We start from the raw sequence: 23,422 nt of genomic DNA on the forward strand, positions 1-23,422 counted from the left end.
TCAGATCATCCTCGTTGTCTTGCGTTCGATTCGTTTTTCGGGAGAGGGATTGTGGATGACCCGCTGCACGAATATGCCGGGAGTGTGTATCTCATCGGGGTCGAGCTCTCCCGCAGCGACGATGATCTCTGCTTCAGCCACGGTGATTTTGCCGCAGGTTGCGGCCAGCGGATTGAAGTTGCGGGCTGTGCGTCGAAAGACCAGGTTCCCGTGCGGGTCGGCCTTCCATGCCTTTACCAGGGCAAGGTCAGCTTGAAGACCACGTTCGAGGATGTAGGTTGTCCCATCGAACTCTTTGTGTTCCTTGCCTTCGGCTACGATGGTTCCGACTCCGGTGCGCGTGTAGAAACCGGGGATTCCTGCGCCTCCGGCGCGCATGCGTTCCGCCAGCGTGCCTTGAGGAACGAACTCGACTTCGAGTTCTCCCTGGAGAAACTGGCGTTCGAACTCAGCGTTCTCTCCCACATAGCTGGAGATCATCTTTCGGATCTGCCGGCTTTCGAGCAGCAGGCCCAGCCCCCAGCCGTCCACTCCCGCGTTATTGCTTGCTACGGTAAGGTCCCGGACACCAGAATCGCGCAGAGCCAGAATCAATGCTTCCGGGATGCCGCATAATCCGAATCCGCCGATGGCCAGGAGCATGCCATCTTTTACGATTCCCTCGAGTACAGCCGCTGCACTTGGCCAGAGTTTGTCCATTATCCGTGCCTGTTTAGAGCCGTCCGCTATCGAACGGCCGATACGGCGATTCGATAGCGGCGAACGCTCGTTCTCCACAACATCGAAGGACGATAGCACCTTTGCCCGGGAAAGAAAAATCAAATGCGCCCGGCTCTGATGGGATTGTCTTTCTCATCTGGCGGTGCCATACTCCCTGTCGAACGATGGATGAGCTGATTGGCGATTCCCAATGGGCGCCGCCTGCACGTGGAGCAAAGGTGAAGGTACAAAAACTGAGCAGCATCAAACGTTGCGATCCGGCTAGCTCCAATGCGATATCACGGGCTGAAGAAGGATTCGGGGTCATCCATCGGCCATTGCAGCCATCGTTCCCCTCTCACAACCCTTTGGAAGCCCTTACAGGCCTCCCCAACTTTATTTCAGCCTGCTGTTTCGCAGGCCCAAACCGCAACATGGGCAGATAGCTGCTCATGGGAGCGATTTATGACGGGAAAAACTGAAACAGGAAGAACTGGCTTTGAACTAACGGAAGAACAGGAAGAATTGCAGCGAGTGATTCGCCGCTTTGCGCAGACTGAGATCGCTCCACACGTTCGCGAGTGGGATGATATGTGCACCTTTCCCAGCGAGGTTGTACGGCAGTTAGGCCAGATGGGGCTGCTGGGCGTTATCTTTCCTCCGGAACTGGGCGGGAGCGGGATGGGCTATGTGGAGTACGTGCTGGCCATCGAGGAGCTGTCCAGAGTGGACGGTTCGGTCGGAATCATCGTGGCCGCGCACAATTCGCTGTGCACGAACCATATCTATCTTGCAGGCAATCCAGAACAACATCGCCGATGGGTAACGCCGCTGGCCTCTGGGGAATGGCTTGGATGCTGGGGGCTCACTGAGCCCGGCTCTGGTTCTGATGCACTTGGAGCGCGTACCACGGCGGTACGTTCTGATCGCGGTTGGGTACTGAATGGCAGCAAGACCTTTATTACGAATGGCAGCCACGCGGAGTGTGCCGTTGTTATTGCTGTAACCGACCGGACAAAAGGAAGTCATGGGATGACGGCCTTTGTCGTGGAGAAAGATACCCCCGGCTTTCGTCCGGGCAAGAAAGAAGACAAGCTGGGGTTGCGTGCTTCCGATACTTCGGAATTGATCTTCGAAGACTGCCTGATTCCTGATGAAAACCGTTTAGGCGTGGAAGGGGAAGGCTTCGTCGATGCGATGCGAGTGCTCGATGGCGGACGAATCTCCATCGCCGCCCTGGCGCTTGGAATCGGCCGGGGTGCATATGATGCCGCGCTGAAGTATGCCAAGGAGCGGCACCAGTTTGGCAAGTCAATAAGCCAGTTCCAGGCAATCCAATTCAAGCTGGCGGATATGGCGACAAATCTGGAGGCCGCAAAGTTGCTGACACTCAACGCAGCTCGCATGAAGAATGCTGGCCGCAAGACCACCTTGGAGTCATCAATGGCGAAACTCTTTGCAGGTGAGGCTGCCGTCCGTATCTGCGATGAATGCGTGCAGATTCATGGCGGCTATGGTTTCATCAAGGACTACCCGGCAGAGAAGTTCTATCGGGACGTAAAATTGTGCACAATCGGCGAGGGGACCAGCGAGATTCAGCGCATGGTAATTGCACGCGAGATTTTGAAGTAGAAATTCGCATTCCGACGAATACCGGGGAGTCGATGTCAGAGGCCGCCAGCAAGAACACGTTGCCGACAAAACTGGATGGCACTGCTCCGCGTGTCCGCAACAACCATCAGGCGCTGCTTACGTTGCTTGCGGCAATGCGCGAGGAGCAGGCAACGATTCGCCTGGGCGGCGGAGCCAAAGCCATTGACGCACAGCACGCCAAGAAGAGATTGACAGCACGGGAGCGCCTGGAACTTCTGCTCGATCCCGGCACTTCGCTTCTGGAGCTTGGTCTCTACGCCGCCCATGGCATGTATGAGGAGTGGGGCGGAGCTCCCGCCGCGGGAGTTGTCACCGGCTTAGGGCGGGTTTGCGGAAGGCTGGTCATGGTCGTCGCCAATGATGCAACCGTGAAAGCCGGCGCCTTCTTTCCGCTGACGGCGAAGAAGGTGATTCGTGCGCAGACGATTGCTCTCGATAACCGCATTCCTACACTCTATCTGGTCGATTCCTCCGGAGTCTTCCTGCCGCTGCAGGAGGATGTATTTCCCGATCAGGATGACTTCGGCCGCGTCTTCCGCAACAACGCTGTGATGTCAGCACGAAACATTCCCCAGATCACCGCAATTATGGGCATGTGCGTAGCGGGCGGAGCCTATCTTCCCGTCATGACCGATACCGTACTGATGACCGAAGGCAGCGGGCTTTTTCTTGCTGGTCCCGCTCTTGTCCAAGCGGCCATCGGGCAAAAGGTTGGTGCCGAGGAGTTAGGTGGGGCGACCATGCACGCGGAGATCTCCGGCACGGTCGACTTCAAAGAGTCCGATGACCACGCCTGTCTTGCAAGGGTTCGTTCTCTTGTCGGAAAGCTGGGACATCGAAATCGTGCGCCGTTCGATGCCATTCCCTTCGATCCGGAAAAGGATGCTCCCCTCTATCCTGCGGACGAACTCTATGGGTTGATTGATCCCGATCCAGTACGCGCGGCCACGAATACCTATGACGTGCATGAGGTGATAGCGCGCATTGTCGATCAGTCGGCGTTCGACGAATACCGTCCTGACTATGGACGCACTCTGGTTTGCGGTTACGCGCGGATCGGCGGATATGCTGTAGGGATTGTTGCGAATCAAAAGCAGCACCAGAACATGGTGATGCCAGGCGGCGAACGTCGCACGGAGTTTGGTGGCGTCATCTATACCGAAAGTGCAGAGAAGGCCGCCAGATTTATTCTCGACTGTAACCAGAGCCTGATTCCCCTGGTCTTCCTCCACGACGTCAATGGATTTATGGTTGGCCGTGACGCCGAGCAGAACGGCATCATTCGTGCAGGGGCGAAGATGGTCACGGCGGTTTCCAATTCCGTTGTGCCCAAGATCTCTGTGATCCTTGGCGGTAGTTTCGGAGCGGGCCACTATGCGATGTGCGGCAAAGCCTATGATCCACGTTTCATCTTTGCCTGGCCCACGGCGCGTTATGCCGTGATGAGTGGGGCGTCTGCTGCGAATACGCTAGTAGAGGTGCGCGTTAAGCAACTCGAGCGCAAAGGCCATGCGATCACAGAAGAAGAGCGAAAGCAGATCTTCGATGAGATCAAGAACACCTACGATGCGCAAGCCGACCCGCGCTATGGCGCCGCTCGCTTATGGATTGATGCGATCATCGATCCCACGGAGACGCGTACAGTATTGATCAGCGCGCTTGAAGCCGTCAGCCTCAACCCTGACGTTGAGAAGTTCAATCCAGGCGTGATTCAAACGTAGCGTTTGCAAAAAGATGATGAATACGGTCAAGTTGATTGAGTGTCCCCGCGATGCCTGGCAAGGGCTCTCCAGGATTATTCCTGCCGAGGTCAAAGCCGATTACCTTCGCATGCTGATCGCTGCCGGGTTTCGGCATATCGATGCGGCCAGCTTTGTCTCTCCCAAAGCCGTTCCGCAGATGGCTGATTCGGAGAAGGCCCTCGCGTTCGTTGATCCGCCGGGAGATGTTGAGATCATCGGAATCGTGGTCAACGCAAAAGGAGCGGAGCGGGCAATTAAGACGGAGGTGGTAACGACACTCGGTTTCCCCTACTCCATCTCGCCGGAGTTTCTACACAGAAACCAGAATCAGACGGCGGAGCAGGCGTTGGATGAACTCGAAACCATAGGTGAGATGGCTTATAAAGCAGGCTTGAATATAGTGGCCTATGTATCAATGGCCTTTGGCAATCCATACGGCGATCCGTGGAGCATCAACGAAGTTACCGCCGCTTGTGAACTACTCGTTGAGAGCGGTGTCAGGCAGATCTCCATCGCAGATACGGTCGGCTTGGCTACCGCGGAACAGATCGGCGAAGTCTTTTCGGCAGCGCGTGAGTCGGTGGATAGCGAGATTGAAGTCGGACTCCACCTGCATTCGAAGCCAGGAGATGCGGCAGCAAAGGTTCGCGCGGCCTATCTCGCGGGCTGCCGTCGTTTCGATACGGCCATTGCCGGTCTCGGCGGATGTCCCTTTGCACAGGATGACCTGGTCGGAAATATGCCAACCGAGGCGGTTATGGCTGAGCTTGCCGGCATGGGAGTCCCCCCGCCGGAGATTTCTCCGCTAGAGACATTGATCGCGCTGAATCGAGAGTTTTCCAGGCGCTATGGGCAATTGGAAACACAGAGGACGGCTCCGTGAATACGCTGCTGACAGATCTGGAAGAAGGCATTCTGACGATCACGCTGAACCGCCCGGAGCGGCGCAATGCATTGACTCCTGAGATGCAGGAGGAGCTGATCGCAGCCTTTGAGGCGGCCAAAAAAGGTGCTGCCAAGGTACTCATCTTGACTGGTGCCGGTACGGCTTTCTGTTCCGGGCTGGATCTGGCTGTGCTGGAGTCAATGTTTGCGCAAACAGTTGAGGAGCAGAAGGCGGATGCGCGACGTACCGCGCAACTCTTTCGTGAGCTGTATGCCCTTCCCATACCAACTATTGCGGCGGTCAATGGCCACGCCATCGCCGGGGGGACGGGGTTGGCTACCCTCTGTGACTTCACCTTTGCCGTTCCAGGGGCAAAGTTCGGATATACGGAAGTGAAGATCGGTTTCATCCCGGCGCTGGTCTCCGTCTTTCTCGGTCTGCAACTCGGCGAGAAACAGGCGAGAAACCTTTTGCTGACCGGGCAGCTTTTTGACGCACAGCAAGCGCACGAACTCGGGTTGGTGAACGAGATTGTTGAGGGCGAGACGTTGTTGGAGCGGGTGCACCTCTTCGCGCACGAACTCCTCCAGAACAGCCCGGCTGCAATGCGAAAAACAAAAGAGCTGCTGATCGCTCAGACTGCTTCGGAGCTGGACGCAAGAATTGAACGGGCCGTGAGTGCCAGTCTCCACGCCAGGCAACAGCCTGACTTCCAGGAGGGCGTAACGGCGTTTCTGAACAAGCGGAAGCCTCGCTGGCAAGACTAGGCCCCAATTCGGACAGCCCATACTCTGGGTGCCCCATTCTTCGCTGTGAAACCGCAAAGGGTGGGTATCGGGCTTTAGCGCGACCCTCTCTGATGTTTGAAGTGCCTCCGCAACTGCTTGAAAAGACGGTGTTAAACACTCCTTCCATTAAATTCTGACGGTTTCTCTTCAATCGGTATTCCCAAAGCACAAGCGGAGGCCTATGCTGTTCGGTTGCCGGGAGGCGACGGCGCCTTGCGGCAGAGACGGAGCTCTATGTCAGCTACGAAGAGCATTCTTTCCCAACCAGTCCAGGCGACTCCAACAACGAACGCTGATTTTCTTCCACTCAAGGGCATCGATCACCTGGAGTTCTACGTGGGCAATGCCCGGCAGGCCGCGTATTTTTACCGGACAGCTTTTGGCATGTCTCTGGTGGCTTATGCAGGACCTGAGACTGGGCAACGAGATCGAGCCTCGTATGTTGTTCAACAGGGCAAGATTCGCTTTGTGCTGACGACGGTCCTTCGCCCAGCTCATGCGATCGCGGAACATGTGCAGCGGCACGGCGATGGCGTCCATGGCGTGGCGCTATGGGTAGACGATGCTCGCCAGTCGTGGCATGAGACGGTCAACCGCGGCGCTGTCAGCGTTGCCGAGCCCTATGTCGTGTCGGACGATCACGGCCAGGCCGTACTGGCAAGCATTTGCGCCTATGGAGATACCATCCATACCTTTGTTCAGCGTGGAGACTATCAGGGGCCGTTTCTTCCCGGTTTTCGCGCCATAGAGGAAGACCGGGTCGCTCGCCCTGTGGGCCTGTTGCACATTGATCATGTTGTGGGCAACGTCGGCTGGCATGAGATGAATACCTGGGTTGATTTTTACGCCAAGGTGATGGGATTCAGTCTCTATCAAAGCTTCGATGACAAAGATATTTCGACCGAATACTCCGCGCTCATGTCCAAGGTGATGTCCAACGGCAACGGGTATGTGAAGTTTCCCATCAATGAGCCGGCCGAGGGGAAACGAAAATCCCAGATCGAAGAGTATCTGGACTTCTATGGCGGCCCGGGAGTGCAGCACATTGCTTTGGCGACCAAGGACATTCTGCATACGGTCAACAAACTCCATGAGCAGGGCGTGGAGTTTCTACGGGTTCCACATACGTATTATTCCGAGCTGCAGCAGCGCGTCGGCCGGATTGATGAACCTCTGGATGAACTCGAACGGCTCGGCATCCTGGTGGATCGCGACGATGAAGGTTATATGCTGCAGATCTTTACCCGCCCTGTAGAAGATCGCCCCACTCTGTTCTTTGAGATCATTCAGCGCAAAGGAAGCCGTAGCTTCGGCAAAGGCAACTTCAAAGCGCTCTTTGAAGCTATCGAAAGGGAGCAGCAGGCTCGCGGCAATCTGTAAGAGGAGAACGACCATGGCAACTGCAACACTTTCTGCGGCGGCACCCTACCTCATCCAACAGGACTATTCGTCCTATACCGAGGAGCAGCACGGTATCTGGGCCGACCTTGTCGGACGTGTCTTTCCCGAACTGGAGAAGCATGCTGCTCAGGAGTATCTCGATGGCTTTCAGACCATCGGCCTGAAGCGCGATCGGTTACCCAATCTTGCAGAGGTGAGCGCACGACTGGAGCCCAGAACCGGATGGAACTCCACTGCGGTGAGCGGATTTCTACCTTCGCAGGCATTCTTTGAGATGCTGGCTGCTCGCAAATTCCCAACGACGGTTTGGCTGCGAAGCCGTGAATCCATGGAATACACACCTGAGCCAGATATCTTTCACGATGTCGTCGGTCATGTGCCGATGCATGCGCATCCGGTTTTTGCAGACTTCCTGGAGCACTATGGCCGTGTCTGTGTCGCTACTCCGGAAGAGCCAATTCGTGAAAAGCTTTCTCGCCTCTTCTGGTACACAGTCGAGTTCGGATTGATTCGCCAGCAAGGCGAGATCAAAGTGTATGGCAGCGGCCTCATCAGCTCGCATGGAGAATGCTTGAATGTCATGAGTGGTCATTGTGCCATCGAGGAATTCTCGCTGAGTGAAGTGGTGAATACGCCGGTCAAGATCGACGAGCTTCACAAGTTGCTCTTTGTCGTAGACAGTTTCGATCAACTCTACGAAGTTATGCATGAAGCAGAGCGGCTCGCTGCGAGCGGCCGCCTGTAGAGAGGGTTATCCATGACGGTTGGCGTCCTGTATCAGTCCGGGTTCGGCAATGAATTCGTGTCAGAGGCCGTTCCCGGAGCGTTGCCCATTGGCCAGAATGCTCCGCAGAAACATCCGTTAGGTCTCTATACGGAGCAGCTCAGCGGAACGTCTTTTACCGCGCCGCGATCTCAGAATCGCCGTACCTGGACCTATCGCATTCGTCCCTCAGTGACTCACCGGCCCTATGAAGAGATTCCCTCGCGACTCATCAGGAGTGGCCCGTTTACTGAGACTCCGACCCCACCCAATCAACTACGGTGGGACCCATTGCCAATCCCTGAGGAGCCCACAGATTTTGTCGACGGCATCGTTACGCTCGGCGGGAATGGTGATCCTGCCATGCAGACCGGTGTCGCCATTCATCTCTATGCCGCCAATCGATCGATGAACGATCGGTTCTTCTATAGTGCCGATGGAGAGTTTCTTGTCGTCCCCCAGTTAGGCACACTTCATCTCCACACCGAGTTGGGAGTTTTAGAAACGGCGCCTGGTGAGATCTGCGTGATCCCTCGCGGAATCAAATTCCGTGTTGAGTTGATCGACGGACAGGCACGAGGGTATCTCTGTGAAAACTACGGCCAGACCTTTCGTCTGCCAGACCTTGGGCCTATCGGAGCGAATGGATTAGCAAACCCGCGAGATTTCCAGGCGCCGACAGCAGCCTTTGAGAACCTCGATGGAGAATTTCACATCACGGCGAAATTCCTCGGCCGGCTCTGGTCCGCACAGATCGACCACTCGCCCTTGGATGTCGTTGCCTGGCACGGTAACTATGCGCCGTACAAATATGATCTTGCGCGCTTCAATTGCATCAACACGGTTTCGTTTGACCATCCCGATCCTTCGATCTATACCGTCTTGAGTTCTCCGTCCGCGATACCTGGTACCGCAAACTGTGACTTCGCTATCTTCCCTCCGCGCTGGATCGTGGCGGAGCACAGCTTCCGACCGCCCTGGTTCCATCGAAACTTCATGAATGAATTCATGGGCCTGATCGTGGGAGCCTATGATGCCAAGGCGGAAGGTTTTCTGCCGGGTGGCGCCAGCTTGCACAACTGTATGGCCGGTCATGGGCCCGATGCCGAAACCTTCGAGCGGGCCAGCTCGGCGGAGCTGAAGCCACAGTATCTCGACAATACTCTGGCCTTTATGTTCGAGACGCAACTGGTCGTGCGTCCTACTGAGTTCGCCATGCATACTCGCATCCTGCAGCATGAATATTTCGAATGCTGGCAGGGTCTCAAAAAGCATTTCCAGGCTGAAGTCTCGCCGAATGGAAGGCAGAAGTCCTCCGGCGAGAAGCTGAAGTTCACGACCCGATGAACGCGATCGATAGCCTCCTCTCTGGCCTGATCGATTACGCAGGCTTGTATGCGCCTGCCCGTCTGGATATGCAGGCGGCTGCCAGAAACTATCTCGCGTACAGGCGCAATCGGCGTTCGGAGTTGCTAGGTCGTTTTATTGTCGATTGGAAGCGTCTGTCCGAGCTTCGCGAGACTGCGAGTGACTCGCTTGCTCATCTTCCTCTGAGCGTCATCGCATCTTCCGCGGCGGAGGTGAGCAACATCGCACAACTCCGCGAGGATGGGTTCCGCATCGAGTCTGTTGAGATCAAACCCGACAAACTGGATGAGATAGATCACAAGGCTGCCCGGACACTGGCGGAGACGATCATCTATTTCGAAGTTCCCATTACGCCTTTAAAAACGGAGGTGCTGGATTCCATACGGCTGGCGGGTGCACGCGTCAAAATACGTACGGGTGGTGTAACCGCTACGGCATTTCCCTCATCGGAGTCAATTGCTGCAATGTTGATTGCGATTGCCGACCGGGGCCTGGCATTCAAGGCGACAGCGGGATTGCATCATCCAATCCGTGGATATCACCCTTTCACCTATGAACCCGATAGTGAAACAGGAATCATGCATGGCTTTCTCAACCTGTTTCTCGCGGCAGCGCTCGTCTACAGCGGTGGAACGGAAGACCAGGCACAGCAACTACTGAATGATCAGGATGTCGACGCTTTTCGCATGACTGCGGATACGATTGGATGGCGATCATTGCAGTGGAGCGCAGAGCAACTCCGTACTGTTCGCAGAGAGTTTGCAATGAGCTTTGGTTCTTGCTCTTTTGTGGAGCCAATTCAGGACCTGGAGAGAATGGGATGGCTATAGCAAGCAGGAGTTGGGTGATTTCGGCCAATGACCCTGAGTCAGATTTCCCCATCCAGAACTTGCCCTACGGCGTGTTTCTTTATCGAGAGACTGCTCATATCGGCGTTGCTATTGGAGACCAGATCCTTGATCTTTATGCCTGTGCCGATCAAGGTTTCCTTTCCATTCTCTCAAAGGAAGTAGTCGGCGCTTGTAAGGCCCGTACCTTGAATCCATTGATGTCCCTCGGGCCGGAGGCGTGGTCCGCACTTAGGCGACAACTCATGACATTGCTCGATGGGGGCTACGAGATGAAAAGAGATGTCGAGCCGTTGCTCATTCCAATGAAGGATGCGGTCATGCGGCCGCCGGCGGATATCGGAGACTATACGGACTTCTACGCATCGATTTATCACGCTACCCGTGTGGGACGTCTCTTCCGCCCGGATAATCCATTACTGCTGAACTACAAGTACGTTCCGATCGGTTATCACGGCCGCGTGTCTTCCATCGTGATCAGCGGCGCGGATATTCGCCGTCCGTGTGGACAGACGAAGGCTCCAACGGCCGAAGCGCCAGTCTTTGGACCATCAAAGTCCCTCGATTACGAACTGGAAGTTGGCATCCTGGTGGGTACTGGGAATTCACTGGGTCACAGTGTTCCGATCGATAAAGCCGAAGAGCACATCTTTGGTCTATGCCTGGTCAACGATTGGTCGGCGCGCGATATCCAGGCCTGGGAGTATCAGCCCCTGGGCCCATTTCTCGCCAAGAACTTTGCGACGACGATTTCTCCGTGGATTGTGCCTCTTGAAGCCCTCTCCCCGTATCGCGTTCCTGCGTTCGAGCGTCCGGCGGAGGATCCGGCTCCGCTGCCCTATCTCGCCTCATCGTCTCGAGACAGAGACGGCATCGATCTGACGCTGGAGGTCTATCTCCAATCCGAAGCGATGCGGCAGCAACAGATGCCGGCCATGATGCTCAGCCGCGGTAATTTGCGTGACCTTTACTGGACCATCGGTCAACTGGTGACGCATCACACCTGCAACGGCTGCAATCTACGTCCGGGTGACCTGCTTGCCACGGGAACCATCTCCGGGGCGGCTACAGGTTCAGAAGGGTGCCTGTTAGAAAAGAAGCATCTCCCGGAGCCACTATGCCTGCCTTCGGGAGAAACGCGAACCTTCCTTGAGGATGATGATGAGATTACCTTCCGGGCCTATGCGCAGAGACCAGGGCTGCCAAGAATTGGCTTTGGCGAATGCACAGGCAGGGTAGTCGCTTGTGAAGCTTGTTAGTACACCACCGCAATCAGCAGCCATCAATCGCGGTTAGGCTTTTCGTCGCGACAAATGGGTAAACGGAACGAAGCTTCCCGTGTTTCAGGGCGTCGTTCTTCGGAATATCCGAGCGACAGGTGGAACGCGCCTGGTCCCGCCAGCGGCCTCTATCCTCGCGGAAAGGCCAGATTTGGTGGGGAGGGGTAGGTATTCCACTTGCCGGTTGACCGGAGACCTGCCTTCCGCGCAGAATTGTCATCCTCGCGGGCCCGGTAGGATCTGGAGAAGGTCTACGTGTCTGCAATCGAGCCCGTATGCCGGCCCAGAATCGACGAGCAGTTCACGTTCAGGCGTTTAGTCGTTTAGCGCTCTTGTTGGCGATTCCGATTGCCATCGGAATCGTGATGTGGCTCGTTGCCCGGTTTGCGGATCGCCGGGCTCAGTTGGTCGAACACACGCTCCAGGTAGAGGCCTCGCTTGAGAGACTGGCTTCCGCAATCGATACGGCAGAAACAAGCGGGCGTGGATACCTGCTCACAGGCGAAGACAGATTCCTCGAAGACTACAACGTGGATTTGGATGAACTACGGAAAGAGATCTCTACCATTGCTGATCTCACTGCCGATAATCCCTCGCAACAGAAGAACGTTTTGAAGCTTCGGGAGGAACTTGAAGCCCGGATCTCGACCTACCAATCCTCGATTGACGAGTACCTGAAGCGGAGAAGCGATCCCTCATCCATAAAATCGCAGATCGATCAGCAGCGTGAACCGCTGGCGACGAGCAAAGGCGTGATCCGGGAGATGGAGCGTGAGGAACAGCGCTTGCTCGGCTCTCGGGAAAGTGCGCTCACAAAGGCGCGCTCTGACTTTCTCAGCATTCTGGTGATTGGGTATGCCGTCATTGTGTTGATCGTCACTTCGTTGTACTTCAGCGTCAGGCGGCATAGCCTGCAATCGGCAGTAGCCGAGGCGCGGCTCTTCCGGCTTAATGCTGGACTTGATGATCGGGTGCGGGAGAGGACCGCTCTTCTGAAGACGCGTGAGGATCTGCTCAACACCTTCGTACGTTACGTTCCCGCGGCGGTTGCAATGCTCGATCGAGATATGCGGTATGTGCAGGTCAGCGATCGATGGGCATTGGAGTACGGGATGGACCGGTCACAATTCGAGGGAAGCTTGCATTACGACTTATTCCCCGAAATTCCCGATCGCTGGAAAGAGATCCATCGCCGTTGTCTAGCAGGCGAAACCATGCGTTCTGAGGAGGAGCGATGGGTCCGTCAAGATGGACGAGTCAACTGGTTGCGATGGGAGATTCGGCCCTGGGGAGGTCAGGATCATAAACCCGCCGGAATTCTGATTTTTACGGAAGACATCACAGCGCGCAAAGAGCTCGAAGAGTCCTTGCGCGAGAGCGAAGAGACCGTCCGAACCCTGCTGGACACAGCGGCGCAGGCCATTATTGCTATCGATAGTGACGGCACAATCGTGCTTGCCAATCGCCAGGCGGGCAAGATGTTTGGCTATGAGCAGGGGGAGTTGATCGGCCGGCCACTTGAAACCCTGGTACCCACGAGGCTCCGCCATCTGCATCAATCACGTCGGCAGGACTTCAATCTGTATCCCAAGAGTCGTACCATAGGGTCCGACCAGGACCTCCTGGGATTACGCAAAGATGGCGCGGAGTTTCCCATCGAGGTGAGTCTCAGCGGTGTCCACACCAAGCGAGGATTGCTCGCCGTAAGCTTCATCACTGATATCACCGCGCGTAAGACTGCCGAAGCTGCGTTGCGGGAGAGCGAGCAACGACTGCGGGCACTGGCGGCACGCCTCCTCTCCGCCCAGGAAGAAGAGCGTCGAAACTTGGCGCGAGAACTTCATGACGACATTACCCAGCAACTGGCATTTCTCTCCATCGAACTGGGACGCTTAGGAACCGAGTTTCCTGAGGAAGCGTTACAGCGCAAGCGGATCGAAGCGCTACAGCAGCAGGCTGCACGTGTCTCCTCCGAAGTGCGCCGGATCTCACACGGACTTCATCCTTCTGTCATTACCGATTTCGGCCTCAGCATTGCGCTCGAGGAGTTTTGCGGTGAATTCGAGAGAGGACACGGAATTACGGTAGTTCTCGACGGCCTGGTGGAAGACTCCTGCCTGACCGACACAGAAGCAGCGTGTCTCTATCGCGTCGCTCAGGAGAGTCTCCGCAATGCGCTCATACATGGACATGCAAAAAAGATCCGCGTTACGTTGCGGAGCGCCGGCGACATGTTTGAGCTCAAAGTGCAAGACAACGGCGTTGGCTTCTCGGTGGAGTCCCCGCGAAGCAGGACCGGCCTGGGGATTCTGGGCATGACCGAGCGCATTCGCCTGGTCAACGGAACACTCGATATTACTTCCACGCCGGGGCATGGAACCTCTGTCACGGCCGCAGTACCTTTGCATGGAGAGTGGCGCCATGAAAGCCAGAATTCTTCTTGCTGATGATCATTCGCTGGTTCTTGATGGCATTCGACGACTGCTGGAGAATCAGCACCATGTAATAGGTTCCGCAGTCGATGGGCAGAGCCTCGTCCGGGAAGCTCTGCGGCTTCGGCCAGAGATGGTGATTCTGGATGTAACCATGCCGGTGCTGAATGGCATCGATGCCGCACGGGAGATACGAAAGGCTCTTCCAAAGACAAAGCTGGTTTTTATCAGCATGCACTCCAATCCGGTCTATGTGCGCAAGGCAATCGAAGCGGGTGGAGTGGCGTATGTCTTAAAATCCGGCGCTTCAGAGGAACTTCTTAACGCGATCCAGATTGCGCGAAGCGGAGGTCGGTACTTTTCTCCGGCTTTGGATCAGAGCCTTGTTACGGAGGTGACGGAACGCCCCTATCAAGTTTCACAAACGGTTTTGGAGCTTACGGGCAGGCAACGCCAGATCCTTCAGCTCATCGTAGAAGGCAAACAAAATAAAGAGATTGCAGACGCCCTCTATATCTCTGTAAGAACGGTTGAATTCCATCGTGCGCGCCTGATGTCTCGCCTTGGGGCGCGGAGTGTTGCCGACCTGACACGGTTTGCGGTGCAGGAGGGCATTATTGCTCCGCCTGATGGTTTGTCTTCGGGCAAACAAAATCCCAATTGAAAAACTAGTAGTTGTACGAGATGCCTGTCGATTCGATTTGATGCCATTATTGGTTCACTCTCGTCGGTCTGGTTTGTGCTCCTCTCCTCCATCACAGAACCCTCTGTGTCTTTCTGGACAAAACGGGAAAATCCAAAAGTATGGAGAGAGAGAAAGAGTGACGAATCATGGATTGCACCTCGTAGAACATAAGGATCGCAACTTGCCGGCTTCGGCCCAAAACCGCTGGGGACTTGTTCTGGCCGGCGGAGACGGCACACGTCTGCAGTGCCTGACGCGTGTCATCTATGGCGACGATCGGCCAAAGCAGTTCTGCGGCCTTCTGAGTCAGGAGACCCTGCTTCGCCAGACTCGCGACCGCGCGGCAAGAAGCATCCCCGAAAATCAGACAATCTACGCGGTGACCGAAGGGCACCGCCTGTACTTTCAGGAAGACCTCGCCGGCACTTCGTCGTACAAGCTGGTGCAGCCATTCAATCGTGGCACGGCGCCCGCAATTCTTCTCAGCCTCTTCCACATTGCGGAGGAGCAGCCGAATGCCCTGGTCGCGGTCTTGCCTTGCGATCACTACTACTCCAACGAACTATCATTCACTGCGGCGATTGAATCTGCATTCGAGACGGCGGCTCAGCATCGCGATTGCGTCATGCTGCTTGGAGCGCACCCCTCAGGACCTGAGGTTGAGTTTGGCTGGATTGTGCCAGGTCCCGCAGTCGGCGAGAACCTGTTTCAAGTGCGGAGCTTTGAAGAAAAGCCCAGCCTGCCCGTCGCGGAACGGCTTCTGACGAATGGAGGACTATGGAATACATTCGTCATGGTCGGCTCTGTCCAGACTTTGCTGAGCATATGCTTCGAAGCGCTTCCGGATCTGGCGGTTCTTAAGCGCGTCCATGCGGTAGCGAATGACCGGCGGGAGCTTCGCATTGCGACGTTCGTGTATGACAACATTCCCACCATCGATTTCTCTCGTCAGATTCTTTCTCCAAATGCAAGCCGGCTCCTGGTTTCAGAGCTCACTGGGCTGGATTGGCATGATCTTGGTCAAGCCGAACGAGTGCTATCGGTACTGCGATCTCGTGATGCCGAGATGCCGTACTGGTTGCGGCAGTGGGAGACAGCGCGGCGGCCAGTACAGCGCTTGCACCATCGCGATCCGGGAGCTGTCCCGCTGCGGAGCTCACTACGGTTCGAGCAGCCGCCGGGCGCTTAGTGGGTTTTTCCCTGTGGGTGTAGTGGAGGGCTTGCCCATTTATGGGAGTTTTCAGTAATGAAAAGGCCCCGGCACGACTCGTCCGGGAAGCCCGGCAACAGGGAAAACGCTTTCGTGACGTAGGCTCGATGCAGTGCTTTCCCAATGCATCGAGTCGATGTGAATATCGAGATCCTTGAAATTGTGTTGCGTGAACATGGTGTTGCTCCCCTTCCAAAAATGAGCGTTGCGATAGACGAATTTCTCCTGAGTCAGCAACTTGATTGAGACGTACAAATCAGCTTTGGATTAAGGAACAGCAGAACAAAAAACAAACAGAGCATTTCCCTGTAGGTGTCGTGTAGGGGTTTGTTGCATCTATGGCGTTTTCCTCAATGAAAACGCCGCTGCAGGTTCCCCATGGAATTAACCGGCAACAGGGAAAATGCTCTTAAACAATGGATGGAGTGCGTAGTGGGCTGTGTCTATTTCTTCGATGGGTTTACGTTCGAAAAGGGTCCTAACAGCCTGAGCCGGGGAATACAAAAAATCCCAATCCCTGCGAAACAACTTGATCTGCTTTGCGCCCTGGTACAAGCACAGGGTAAGCCAGTCCGAAAAGATACGTTATTGCGTGAGGTATGGCCGAATACCAACGTTGAATGCCATACCCTCACTCAAACTGTGTATCTCCTGAGGCTGTCACTAGGCAAGATGGCTGACGGACAGGAATACATCCAGACCGTGAATGGTTACGGATATCGATTGGCGGCTCATATCACGACATCAGACTTGAGTTCATCCAGAGTCTCGCAGCGGCACGGCATTCGGAGGTCACTTACAGATCTCTGGCATCGATTGCGTCTCTTCTCTTGAACATATGTTGTATTGCCTCTCAAGCCTCGGTCAACGAACATCTATGCATAGCATGAGATAAGTTGAGAGCGGCATTCTATATGAGAACTCTGGCGAAGTTACTCCGATTTTGCGTAAAAGTTATTTCGTGCGAGAGATATTGGAACCGGAATCGACCAAGCTGATGTGACATTGCTTCAAAGCAGTGATTTCACAAGAAGAGCAGAGTCAAAAGGTGAACTGTGGAAAACCGCGAGTTGGTTGACGCGGAAACCCGCCCTCCATGCGCTCTCTGAGCTGATAGGGAAGTTTTGTCCCTTCATCGGGAGAATATTTACCCTTACGACATCGGTAAATCTCCATTTTTTACCCATAGCAACCTGTTTTCAGAATCATCGAATTCCCGCATAGTTGGCCACCAACTTGCATGAAGCCCCGCAGCTTCGATCCCCAAGGGAGTTTTTTGATTTGAATCAGTCCATAATTCGTCTCCTCATCGTAGGGAGCAGTGTGTCCATACTCGCCGCAGGCTCATCCGCACACGGTCAGTACTACAGGCACAGACATCGTTCAGGGTCCACTACGACTACGTTATCGGCTTCCATCAACGCTTCGCCAACTTCTATTACGGCGGGGAACCAATCAACCATCTCGTGGAGTACTTCCGGCGCAACTTCAGTGACGATTAACGGCAGTGCAGTTGCTGCTTCAGGAAGTGCAGTCGTCACTCCAACACAGTCGACCGGTTACAACCTGGTCGCAAGTAACAGCTCAACCAGCCAGACGGCATCGACCGCCATCACGGTAACTGCAGCTTCTACAACACCGACAACACCGACAACTCCTACAACTCCTACATCACCTACCTCACCCACAACCAATCCGTCTTCGGGCAGCACAACGTCCGGCGCTCCGCATATCAACTTCACTGATCTGAATGTTGGTGCAGGCACCGGCGGCGACAACGGTAATGGTGTGTATGTACGCATCTTCGGTAGCAACTTTGGCTCATCGCAGGGCTCAAGCACACTGACACTTGGTGGATCGCTTGTAACGAATTGCAGCCTGTGCTCGTGGACCAACACGCAGATCATTGCTCAGCTCGGTCCGTCCGCAACCACGGGAAATATCGTCGTGAATGTGAACGGTCTGGCATCCAATGGCGTGCCGTTCACTGTCACTCCGACCAACATTGTCTTCGTCTCTCCCAACGGCGTAGACACGAACCCKGGAACCTACGCGCAGCCCTTTAAGACCTGGCGTGCGGCGTTCAATTCGGTAACGTCAAATGACAGCAGCTCACCATCCAAGAACACGGTCATCTATCTGATGCCTGGTACTGACGTCAGCTTCAATGACGGCCGTGGCTACAATGCTGCGGTCTCAACCGATATCGGTGGATCATCGCCGACCAGCCAGTTGTCTATCGTTGGGTTCCCAGGTGGAACTGTCAATGTGGGCAGCACCAGCGTTCCAAACGGTGTGAAGGGATGGGGTAAGAACATCACCATCGCCAACCTCAATATTGTTGGTCAGGTTTCGGCCATCGATGCGGAGGCGGGCAACGCGCGCATCATCAACAACAGCATCTCCTGCCCAGCGCCGCCCAGCGGCGTTAGCGGCACGGCATGTGTTTTAGGAGAGACGGAAAGTCCTGCCGACACGTGGGCATTCCAGGGCAACAACGTACACGATACCGGCGGCAACGTGGATAAGACCTATCACGCTGTTTACTTCTCCACCGGTGTCAACCACGCGGACGCGGGTTGGAACAGCATTGGCCAGAACTTCAAGGGCTACTGCCGCAGCATCATGTTCCATGCGACCACTGGTGGAAACCTGTATGACATTCACGTGCACGACAATGTCATCACCGGCGGATACTGCGACGGTATAAGTCTGGCCTCTGTCGATCCATCGCAGGGCACGGTCGAGGTGTACAACAATGTGATTTCTCACGTTGCAACTGCGTCGAACCCCTATGGCGTGGCGAACGAAGCTGGTATCGCCATCAACTCTGATCCTCCGGCTGCTACCAGCGGTACTGTGCAGGTGTACAACAACACCATCGTGGATGCCGGCGGTTACGTGACCGGCAACCAGAACGGCTGCTTCGGCATTGTGTTTGCCGGAGCGGGAATGAACCTGACGAACAATATCTGTGTTCAGCCCAGCGCCGCTCAACCATACATCGAGTCAGGCACTACAAATGTGACTGGCTCCAACAACCTCTGGTCCGGCGCCGGCGCTGCTCCCTCCTGGGATTCGGCTCCTCTGACGTCGGCTCCGAGCTTTGCCTCAAGCACTAACTTTGCGCTGCAGTCGAGCTCGGCTGGCAGGGATGCCGGAACATCAGCTAAGACTTCGTCGGTCGACATCGTTGGAACGCAGCGCGGCAGCACGCCGTCGATGGGTGCCTATCAGTAAACCCTCTAACCAACCGAAGAATACGGCAGGGGACAGCAGATCGCTGTCCCTTGCTGTTTTTAGAGCATTTTCCCTGTTGATACGGAGGCCCTACTTTACACCTACAGGGAACATGCTCTAAGGCCATGAAGATGGAGAGGTTTACCCTGTCCGGGCTAAGGCGGGCCGTCCGGAATGAATACATTATGGTATACATTCTGCATGCTTTTCATTGAGCCTCAGATCACCCGCCGCGGTTTTTTGTATGGCCTGGCAGCTTCCGTTGCCGCCAGTAACGCAGGCGCCATCGCTGTTTCTCCACCGCTGCTTCCGGCTAACGCCAGGCCTCTGCCGCTGTCGTCAGTCCGTCTGCTGCCTTCGGCGTATGCAAATGCAGTGGAGGTAAATCGCGGTTATCTTCTGGGGCTGAGCGCGGATCGATTCCTGCATAATTTTCTCCAGTACGCAGGGCTGCCACCGAAGGCTCCTATTTATGGAGGATGGGAGAGCGATACGATCGCGGGACACTCACTCGGTCACTACCTCACAGCATTGGTGAGGACCTACGAGCAGACCGGGGATGTCGCATGCCGCGAGCGCGCGAACTACATCGTGGATGAGCTGGCAAGGGCGCAGACGGCGCGCGGAACAGGCTACGTCGGAGCGTTGGGGCGGAAGCGTAAAGATGGAACTATCGTTGATGGAGAAGAGATCTTCCGCGAGGTAAAGCAAGGCGAGATCCGGTCCGGCGGATTCGATCTGAATGGTTCCTGGTCTCCGCTTTACACCGTGCACAAGGTCTTCGCGGGTCTGCTGGATGTTTATGAGAGCTGGGGTGATCCCACTGCGCTCAAAGTGGCAACCGGACTGGCCGGGTATTTCGCGGACGTCTTCGATGCGCTGAACGACGAGCAGATGCAGAAGCTGCTGGCCTGCGAGTATGGCGGCCTGAACGAAAGCTACGCGGAGCTCTATGCCATCACTCACGATAAGCGTTGGCTTGCCGTCTCAGAGCGGTTGTATGACCGCCGTGTACTGGATCCGCTGGAAGCCGGCGAAGATAAGTTGGCAAACTTCCACGCGAATACGCAGGTGCCGAAGCTGATTGGTCTTGCCCGACTTCACGAACTTACCAACAAGCCCGAACCAGGACGTGCAGCGGAGTTCTTCTGGGAGGCGGTGACGAAGCACCACAGCTATGTCATCGGTGGAAACGCAGACCGTGAGTATTTCTCAGCTCCCGACACGATCGCTGCCCACATTACCGAGCAGACCTGTGAGCACTGCAATACGTACAACATGCTGAAGCTGACACGGCATTTGTATGCCTGGCATCCAGATGGAACCTACTTCGACTACTACGAGCGGGCGCACCTGAATCACGTGATGGCGGCACAGAATCCGAAAGACGGCGGCTTTACCTATATGACCCCGCTGATGTCCGGAGCGGAGCGCGGCTATTCCACTCCAAAGGAAGACGCCTTCTGGTGTTGCGTGGGCACCGGTATGGAGAGTCACGCCAAGCATGGTGAGTCGATCTTCTGGGAAGGTGACGGAGCGTTGCTGGTGAATCTCTATATTTCTGCCGAAGCCGATTGGCCAGGTAGAAAGGCGAAGCTCAGGCTCGAGACCAACTATCCGTTCGCGCCGGAATCGCGACTGACGTTGACGGCTCTACCGCAACGGCAAAGCTTTGCGATTGGTCTCCGCTCTCCAGGATGGGCTGGAGAGAAGGCGAAGGTCACGGTGAATGGAAAAGCAGTCGATGTTGAACTGGTACGTGGATACCTGTTGGTAAAGCGAATGTGGAAGCAGGGAGACGTGTTGGCAATCACTCTGCCGCTCGATCTGCGGCTGGAGCCCGCACCCGGTGACAACGATACGGTCGCATTGCTTCGCGGCCCCATGGTTATGAGCGCTGATCTTGGTCCGGTATCGGAGAAATGGGACAATCCCGATCCGTCGCTGGTAGGCGAGAACCTGCTGTCGGGCTTTTCGGCCGTCTCGTCCGAGAAGGCGATCTATGCGTCGAAGGGCATCGTACGGCCGGCGGACCTGAAGTTCGTTCCGTTCTATAGTCAGTACGATCGCCGCAGCGCCGTCTACTTCAAGCGGTTCACCGAAGCAGCATGGAAAATGGAAGAGAGTAACTTCCTGGCAGAGCAGGCAAAGGCGCGGGATATCGCTGCACGGTCTGTCGATGTGATGCATCTGGGCGAGATGCAGCCTGAGAGGGACCATAAGCTGGTTTCGGAGATCTCATATCCGGTGTCGTATCGCGGGCGGAATGGACGTGACGCTCGTTCCGGTGGATACTTCGAGTTCACGCTGAAGTGCAAACCCGTGGAGATGGTGCTGCAGGCTACCTACTGGGGTGATGAGCGCGAACGAAGCTTCGACATCCTGGTGGACAATGTGAAGGTCGCCACCCAGACGCTGAAGCAGGATCGTCCCGGAAAGTTCTTCGATGTGGAATATCCGTTGAGCACTGACCTGACAAAGGGCAAAGAGAGCATCCGGGTGCGCTTTATTCCACATGACCGGTCGACAGTAGGACCGGTATTCGGTGTCCGCTTGTTTACTGCTAAGAAAGACGCAAACGTTTCGTCGTAAGCAAGAGCCGCCGTGAGCGGCTTTTGTTCTGCCTTGAGGAGAAGAATAACATCGTGGATAGAACGAACAAATTTTCAACATGTCTTGTGCCGACCATCGCAGTCGTTGTCTTCTCCTGTTTTTGCCTTCAGACGCGGGCCGCAACCCCGCAAGCTGCAGAGCCGAAGCTGCCATCGATGATCCAGCAGTTCAGCGCCGATCGCAGAGCGCTGGAGGCGGCATACGTTATTTCTTTCTCAGCGAGCCGCCTGGACAGGATGGAGGCGTTCTATCAACAGAAACAGAAAGAGCTTGCTGCGGTTGACTTCAAGACGTTGGCAGAAGACGAAAAGCTGGATTACCTGCTGCTTCAGAACCAGCTCCGAGGCGAGCTGTACGAGCTCGGCCTGCAGCGCGAGAAGGCAACGGCCATGAGACCGCTGCTTCCTTTTGCCGGAACGATTGAAGACCTGGAGGATAAGCACCGGCGCATGGTGCGGCCGGATGCTGAGAAGACGGCCGCGACGCTGATGGCCATGGTCCGGGCCATTGAGAACGCGAAACACGCGCTCGATCCGGCGAAGAGCGAAGGCAAACCGAAGTTCGATGCTGTCGTTGCTAACCGCGCAGTTGCCGCGACAGAGCAGCTAAAGAAGGTCCTTCATAACTGGTATGGGCAATACAGCGGCTATGACCCAGGCTTCACCTGGTGGGTGGAGCAGCCCTATCGCGATGCAGATAAGGCGCTGGAAGAATATGAGGCATTCCTTCGGGAGAAGCTGGTTGGGATCGCCGCTGACGACAAGAAGACCATCATCGGAGATCCGGTAGGCCATGAGGCGTTGATGCGCGAGCTGTCAGCCGACCTTATTCCATACACCCCTGAAGAGCTGACAGCCATCGCGCAGACCGAATACGACTGGTGCATGAAGGAGATGCTGCGGGCATCGCATGAGATGGGGTATGGCGATGACTGGCACGCGGCGGTAGAGAAGGTCAAAACGATGCACGTGCCTCCGGGTGATCAGCCGGAGCTGATTCGCAAACTAGTGGTGGAGGGCATTGAGTTCGTCAAGAAAAACGATCTGGTGACGGTACCGCCAACGGCCGAAGAGACGTGGCGCATGATCATGATGACGCCCGAACGCCAGTTGGTGAACCCGTTCTTCACCGGAGGGGACGAGATCAGCGTCTCGTATCCGACGAACACCATGACCTTCGAGCAGCGTGAGATGAGCATGCGCGGCAATAATATTCCGTTTGCCCGTGCGACCGCATTTCACGAGATGATTCCCGGGCACTTTCTGCAGTTTTATATGGCAGCGCGTTACCGGCCGTATCGCGACCCCTTTCAGACGCCCTTCTGGTACGAGGGGAATTCATTGTGGTGGGAGATGTTGTTCTGGGACCGTGGCTTCGACCGGACTCCGGAGGAGCGCGTCGGTGCGCTGGTATGGCGCATGCATCGTTCGGCGCGCGTCATCTTCACGATGAACTTTCATCTCGGTAAGTGGACACCGCAACAGTGTGTGCAGTTCCTGATCGACAACGTCGGCTTCGAACCGGAGAATGCGACGGCCGAAGTGAGACGGTCCTTCGATGGATCGGTTGGTCCGCTGTACCAGAGCGCCTATCTGATGGGCGCCTTGCAGTTCCGCGCGCTGCATAAGGAGCTGACTGGAAGCGGCAAGATGACCGAGCGTGAGTTCCACGATGCGGTGCTTCATGAGAATGCGATGCCGATCGCGCTGCTGCGAGCCTACCTGGAACACGAGACGCTGAAGCGTGACTTTGTCCCGCAGTGGAAGTTTTACGGCGAGCATCCCACCCATCCGTGAGCCTGTGAGCCGGCAGTA

General features: G+C 55.7%; 17 protein-coding genes. 16 read left to right on the forward strand and 1 reads right to left on the reverse strand.

From position 1 onward, the window contains the following. Entirely contained in the window at positions 1 to 699 is a 699-nt protein-coding gene (locus tag AB4Y89_RS14040; RefSeq protein WP_442301558.1) for a CoA transferase subunit A, read from the reverse strand. 465 nt (positions 700 to 1,164) lie between these two features. On the opposite strand from AB4Y89_RS14040, the gene AB4Y89_RS14045 reads away from it, so the two are divergent. The 16 genes from AB4Y89_RS14045 to AB4Y89_RS14120 all read left to right on the forward strand — a co-directional run bounded on the left by AB4Y89_RS14045 (position 1,165) and on the right by AB4Y89_RS14120 (position 23,404). Then, positions 1,165 to 2,331, forward strand: coding sequence for an acyl-CoA dehydrogenase (locus tag AB4Y89_RS14045; protein ID WP_442301559.1), 1,167 nt, complete (start codon positions 1,165 to 1,167; stop codon positions 2,329 to 2,331). 32 nt (positions 2,332 to 2,363) lie between these two features. Then, positions 2,364 to 4,073, forward strand: a complete 1,710-nt coding sequence (locus tag AB4Y89_RS14050) for an acyl-CoA carboxylase subunit beta (RefSeq protein WP_442301560.1) — start codon at positions 2,364 to 2,366, stop codon at positions 4,071 to 4,073. 13 nt (positions 4,074 to 4,086) lie between these two features. Continuing rightward, entirely contained in the window at positions 4,087 to 4,977 is an 891-nt protein-coding gene (locus tag AB4Y89_RS14055; protein ID WP_442301561.1) for a hydroxymethylglutaryl-CoA lyase, read from the forward strand. Continuing rightward, on the forward strand, positions 4,974 to 5,747 hold the full coding sequence (locus AB4Y89_RS14060) for an enoyl-CoA hydratase/isomerase family protein (protein WP_442301562.1): 774 nt from the start codon (positions 4,974 to 4,976) through the stop codon (positions 5,745 to 5,747). Before AB4Y89_RS14055 ends, AB4Y89_RS14060 begins: the two co-directional genes overlap by 4 nt. A gap of 255 nt (positions 5,748 to 6,002) precedes the next feature. Further along, complete coding sequence (gene hppD / locus AB4Y89_RS14065) at positions 6,003 to 7,148, forward strand: 4-hydroxyphenylpyruvate dioxygenase (protein ID WP_442301563.1); 1,146 nt, start codon at positions 6,003 to 6,005, stop codon at positions 7,146 to 7,148. A gap of 13 nt (positions 7,149 to 7,161) precedes the next feature. Further along, positions 7,162 to 7,914, forward strand: coding sequence for a phenylalanine 4-monooxygenase (locus AB4Y89_RS14070; protein WP_442301564.1), 753 nt, complete (start codon positions 7,162 to 7,164; stop codon positions 7,912 to 7,914). Positions 7,915 to 7,926: 12 nt separating this feature from the next. Continuing rightward, positions 7,927 to 9,279, forward strand: a complete 1,353-nt coding sequence (gene hmgA, locus AB4Y89_RS14075) for a homogentisate 1,2-dioxygenase (RefSeq protein ID WP_442301565.1) — start codon at positions 7,927 to 7,929, stop codon at positions 9,277 to 9,279. Further along, positions 9,276 to 10,130 carry a hypothetical protein gene (locus tag AB4Y89_RS14080; protein ID WP_442301566.1) on the forward strand — a complete coding sequence of 285 codons (855 nt, stop codon included), beginning with the start codon at positions 9,276 to 9,278 and terminating at the stop codon, positions 10,128 to 10,130. Before hmgA ends, AB4Y89_RS14080 begins: the two co-directional genes overlap by 4 nt. Next, entirely contained in the window at positions 10,121 to 11,407 is a 1,287-nt protein-coding gene (gene fahA / locus AB4Y89_RS14085) for a fumarylacetoacetase (RefSeq protein ID WP_442301567.1), read from the forward strand. The genes AB4Y89_RS14080 and fahA overlap by 10 nt, the downstream gene beginning before the upstream one ends. Positions 11,408 to 11,763: 356 nt before the next feature. After that, entirely contained in the window at positions 11,764 to 13,875 is a 2,112-nt protein-coding gene (locus AB4Y89_RS14090; protein ID WP_442301568.1) for a PAS domain S-box protein, read from the forward strand. Continuing rightward, the gene (locus tag AB4Y89_RS14095) at positions 13,850 to 14,524 is read left to right on the forward strand and encodes a response regulator (RefSeq protein ID WP_442301569.1); all 675 of its coding nucleotides are present in this window, start codon (positions 13,850 to 13,852) and stop codon (positions 14,522 to 14,524) included. Before AB4Y89_RS14090 ends, AB4Y89_RS14095 begins: the two co-directional genes overlap by 26 nt. Before the next feature lie 157 nt (positions 14,525 to 14,681). Further along, positions 14,682 to 15,734, forward strand: coding sequence for a sugar phosphate nucleotidyltransferase (locus tag AB4Y89_RS14100; protein WP_442301570.1), 1,053 nt, complete (start codon positions 14,682 to 14,684; stop codon positions 15,732 to 15,734). A gap of 441 nt (positions 15,735 to 16,175) precedes the next feature. Continuing rightward, positions 16,176 to 16,589 (forward strand): winged helix-turn-helix domain-containing protein, encoded by a 414-nt coding sequence (locus tag AB4Y89_RS14105; protein ID WP_442301651.1) that lies wholly within the window; start codon positions 16,176 to 16,178, stop codon positions 16,587 to 16,589. 489 nt (positions 16,590 to 17,078) lie between these two features. Continuing rightward, on the forward strand, positions 17,079 to 18,995 hold the full coding sequence (locus AB4Y89_RS14110; protein WP_442301571.1) for an IPT/TIG domain-containing protein: 1,917 nt from the start codon (positions 17,079 to 17,081) through the stop codon (positions 18,993 to 18,995). 201 nt (positions 18,996 to 19,196) lie between these two features. Then, positions 19,197 to 21,587: a beta-L-arabinofuranosidase domain-containing protein gene (locus AB4Y89_RS14115; RefSeq protein ID WP_442301572.1), complete on the forward strand. Its 2,391-nt coding sequence runs from the start codon at positions 19,197 to 19,199 to the stop codon at positions 21,585 to 21,587. 86 nt (positions 21,588 to 21,673) lie between these two features. Then, the gene (locus AB4Y89_RS14120) at positions 21,674 to 23,404 is read left to right on the forward strand and encodes a DUF885 family protein (RefSeq protein WP_442301573.1); all 1,731 of its coding nucleotides are present in this window, start codon (positions 21,674 to 21,676) and stop codon (positions 23,402 to 23,404) included. Positions 23,405 to 23,422: the final 18 nt, after the last annotated feature.

This window comes from Terriglobus sp. 2YAB30_2 (assembly GCF_052114765.1).
Lineage (GTDB): Bacteria > Acidobacteriota > Terriglobia > Terriglobales > Acidobacteriaceae > Terriglobus.

What these genes read in the sequence shown, in the direction of transcription:
- AB4Y89_RS14105 (WP_442301651.1), top strand. Translation starts at nt 16,176, where the DNA reads ATGGAGTGCGTAGTGGGCTGTGTCTATTTCTTCGATGGGTTTACGTTC.
- AB4Y89_RS14040 (WP_442301558.1), bottom strand. Translation starts at nt 699, where the DNA reads ATGGACAAACTCTGGCCAAGTGCAGCGGCTGTACTCGAGGGAATCGTA.
- AB4Y89_RS14115 (WP_442301572.1), top strand. Translation starts at nt 19,197, where the DNA reads ATGCTTTTCATTGAGCCTCAGATCACCCGCCGCGGTTTTTTGTATGGC.
- AB4Y89_RS14080 (WP_442301566.1), top strand. Translation starts at nt 9,276, where the DNA reads ATGAACGCGATCGATAGCCTCCTCTCTGGCCTGATCGATTACGCAGGC.
- AB4Y89_RS14055 (WP_442301561.1), top strand. Translation starts at nt 4,087, where the DNA reads ATGATGAATACGGTCAAGTTGATTGAGTGTCCCCGCGATGCCTGGCAA.
- hmgA (WP_442301565.1), top strand. Translation starts at nt 7,927, where the DNA reads ATGACGGTTGGCGTCCTGTATCAGTCCGGGTTCGGCAATGAATTCGTG.
- AB4Y89_RS14095 (WP_442301569.1), top strand. Translation starts at nt 13,850, where the DNA reads ATGAAAGCCAGAATTCTTCTTGCTGATGATCATTCGCTGGTTCTTGAT.
- AB4Y89_RS14045 (WP_442301559.1), top strand. Translation starts at nt 1,165, where the DNA reads ATGACGGGAAAAACTGAAACAGGAAGAACTGGCTTTGAACTAACGGAA.
- AB4Y89_RS14050 (WP_442301560.1), top strand. Translation starts at nt 2,364, where the DNA reads ATGTCAGAGGCCGCCAGCAAGAACACGTTGCCGACAAAACTGGATGGC.
- fahA (WP_442301567.1), top strand. Translation starts at nt 10,121, where the DNA reads ATGGCTATAGCAAGCAGGAGTTGGGTGATTTCGGCCAATGACCCTGAG.
- hppD (WP_442301563.1), top strand. Translation starts at nt 6,003, where the DNA reads ATGTCAGCTACGAAGAGCATTCTTTCCCAACCAGTCCAGGCGACTCCA.
- AB4Y89_RS14070 (WP_442301564.1), top strand. Translation starts at nt 7,162, where the DNA reads ATGGCAACTGCAACACTTTCTGCGGCGGCACCCTACCTCATCCAACAG.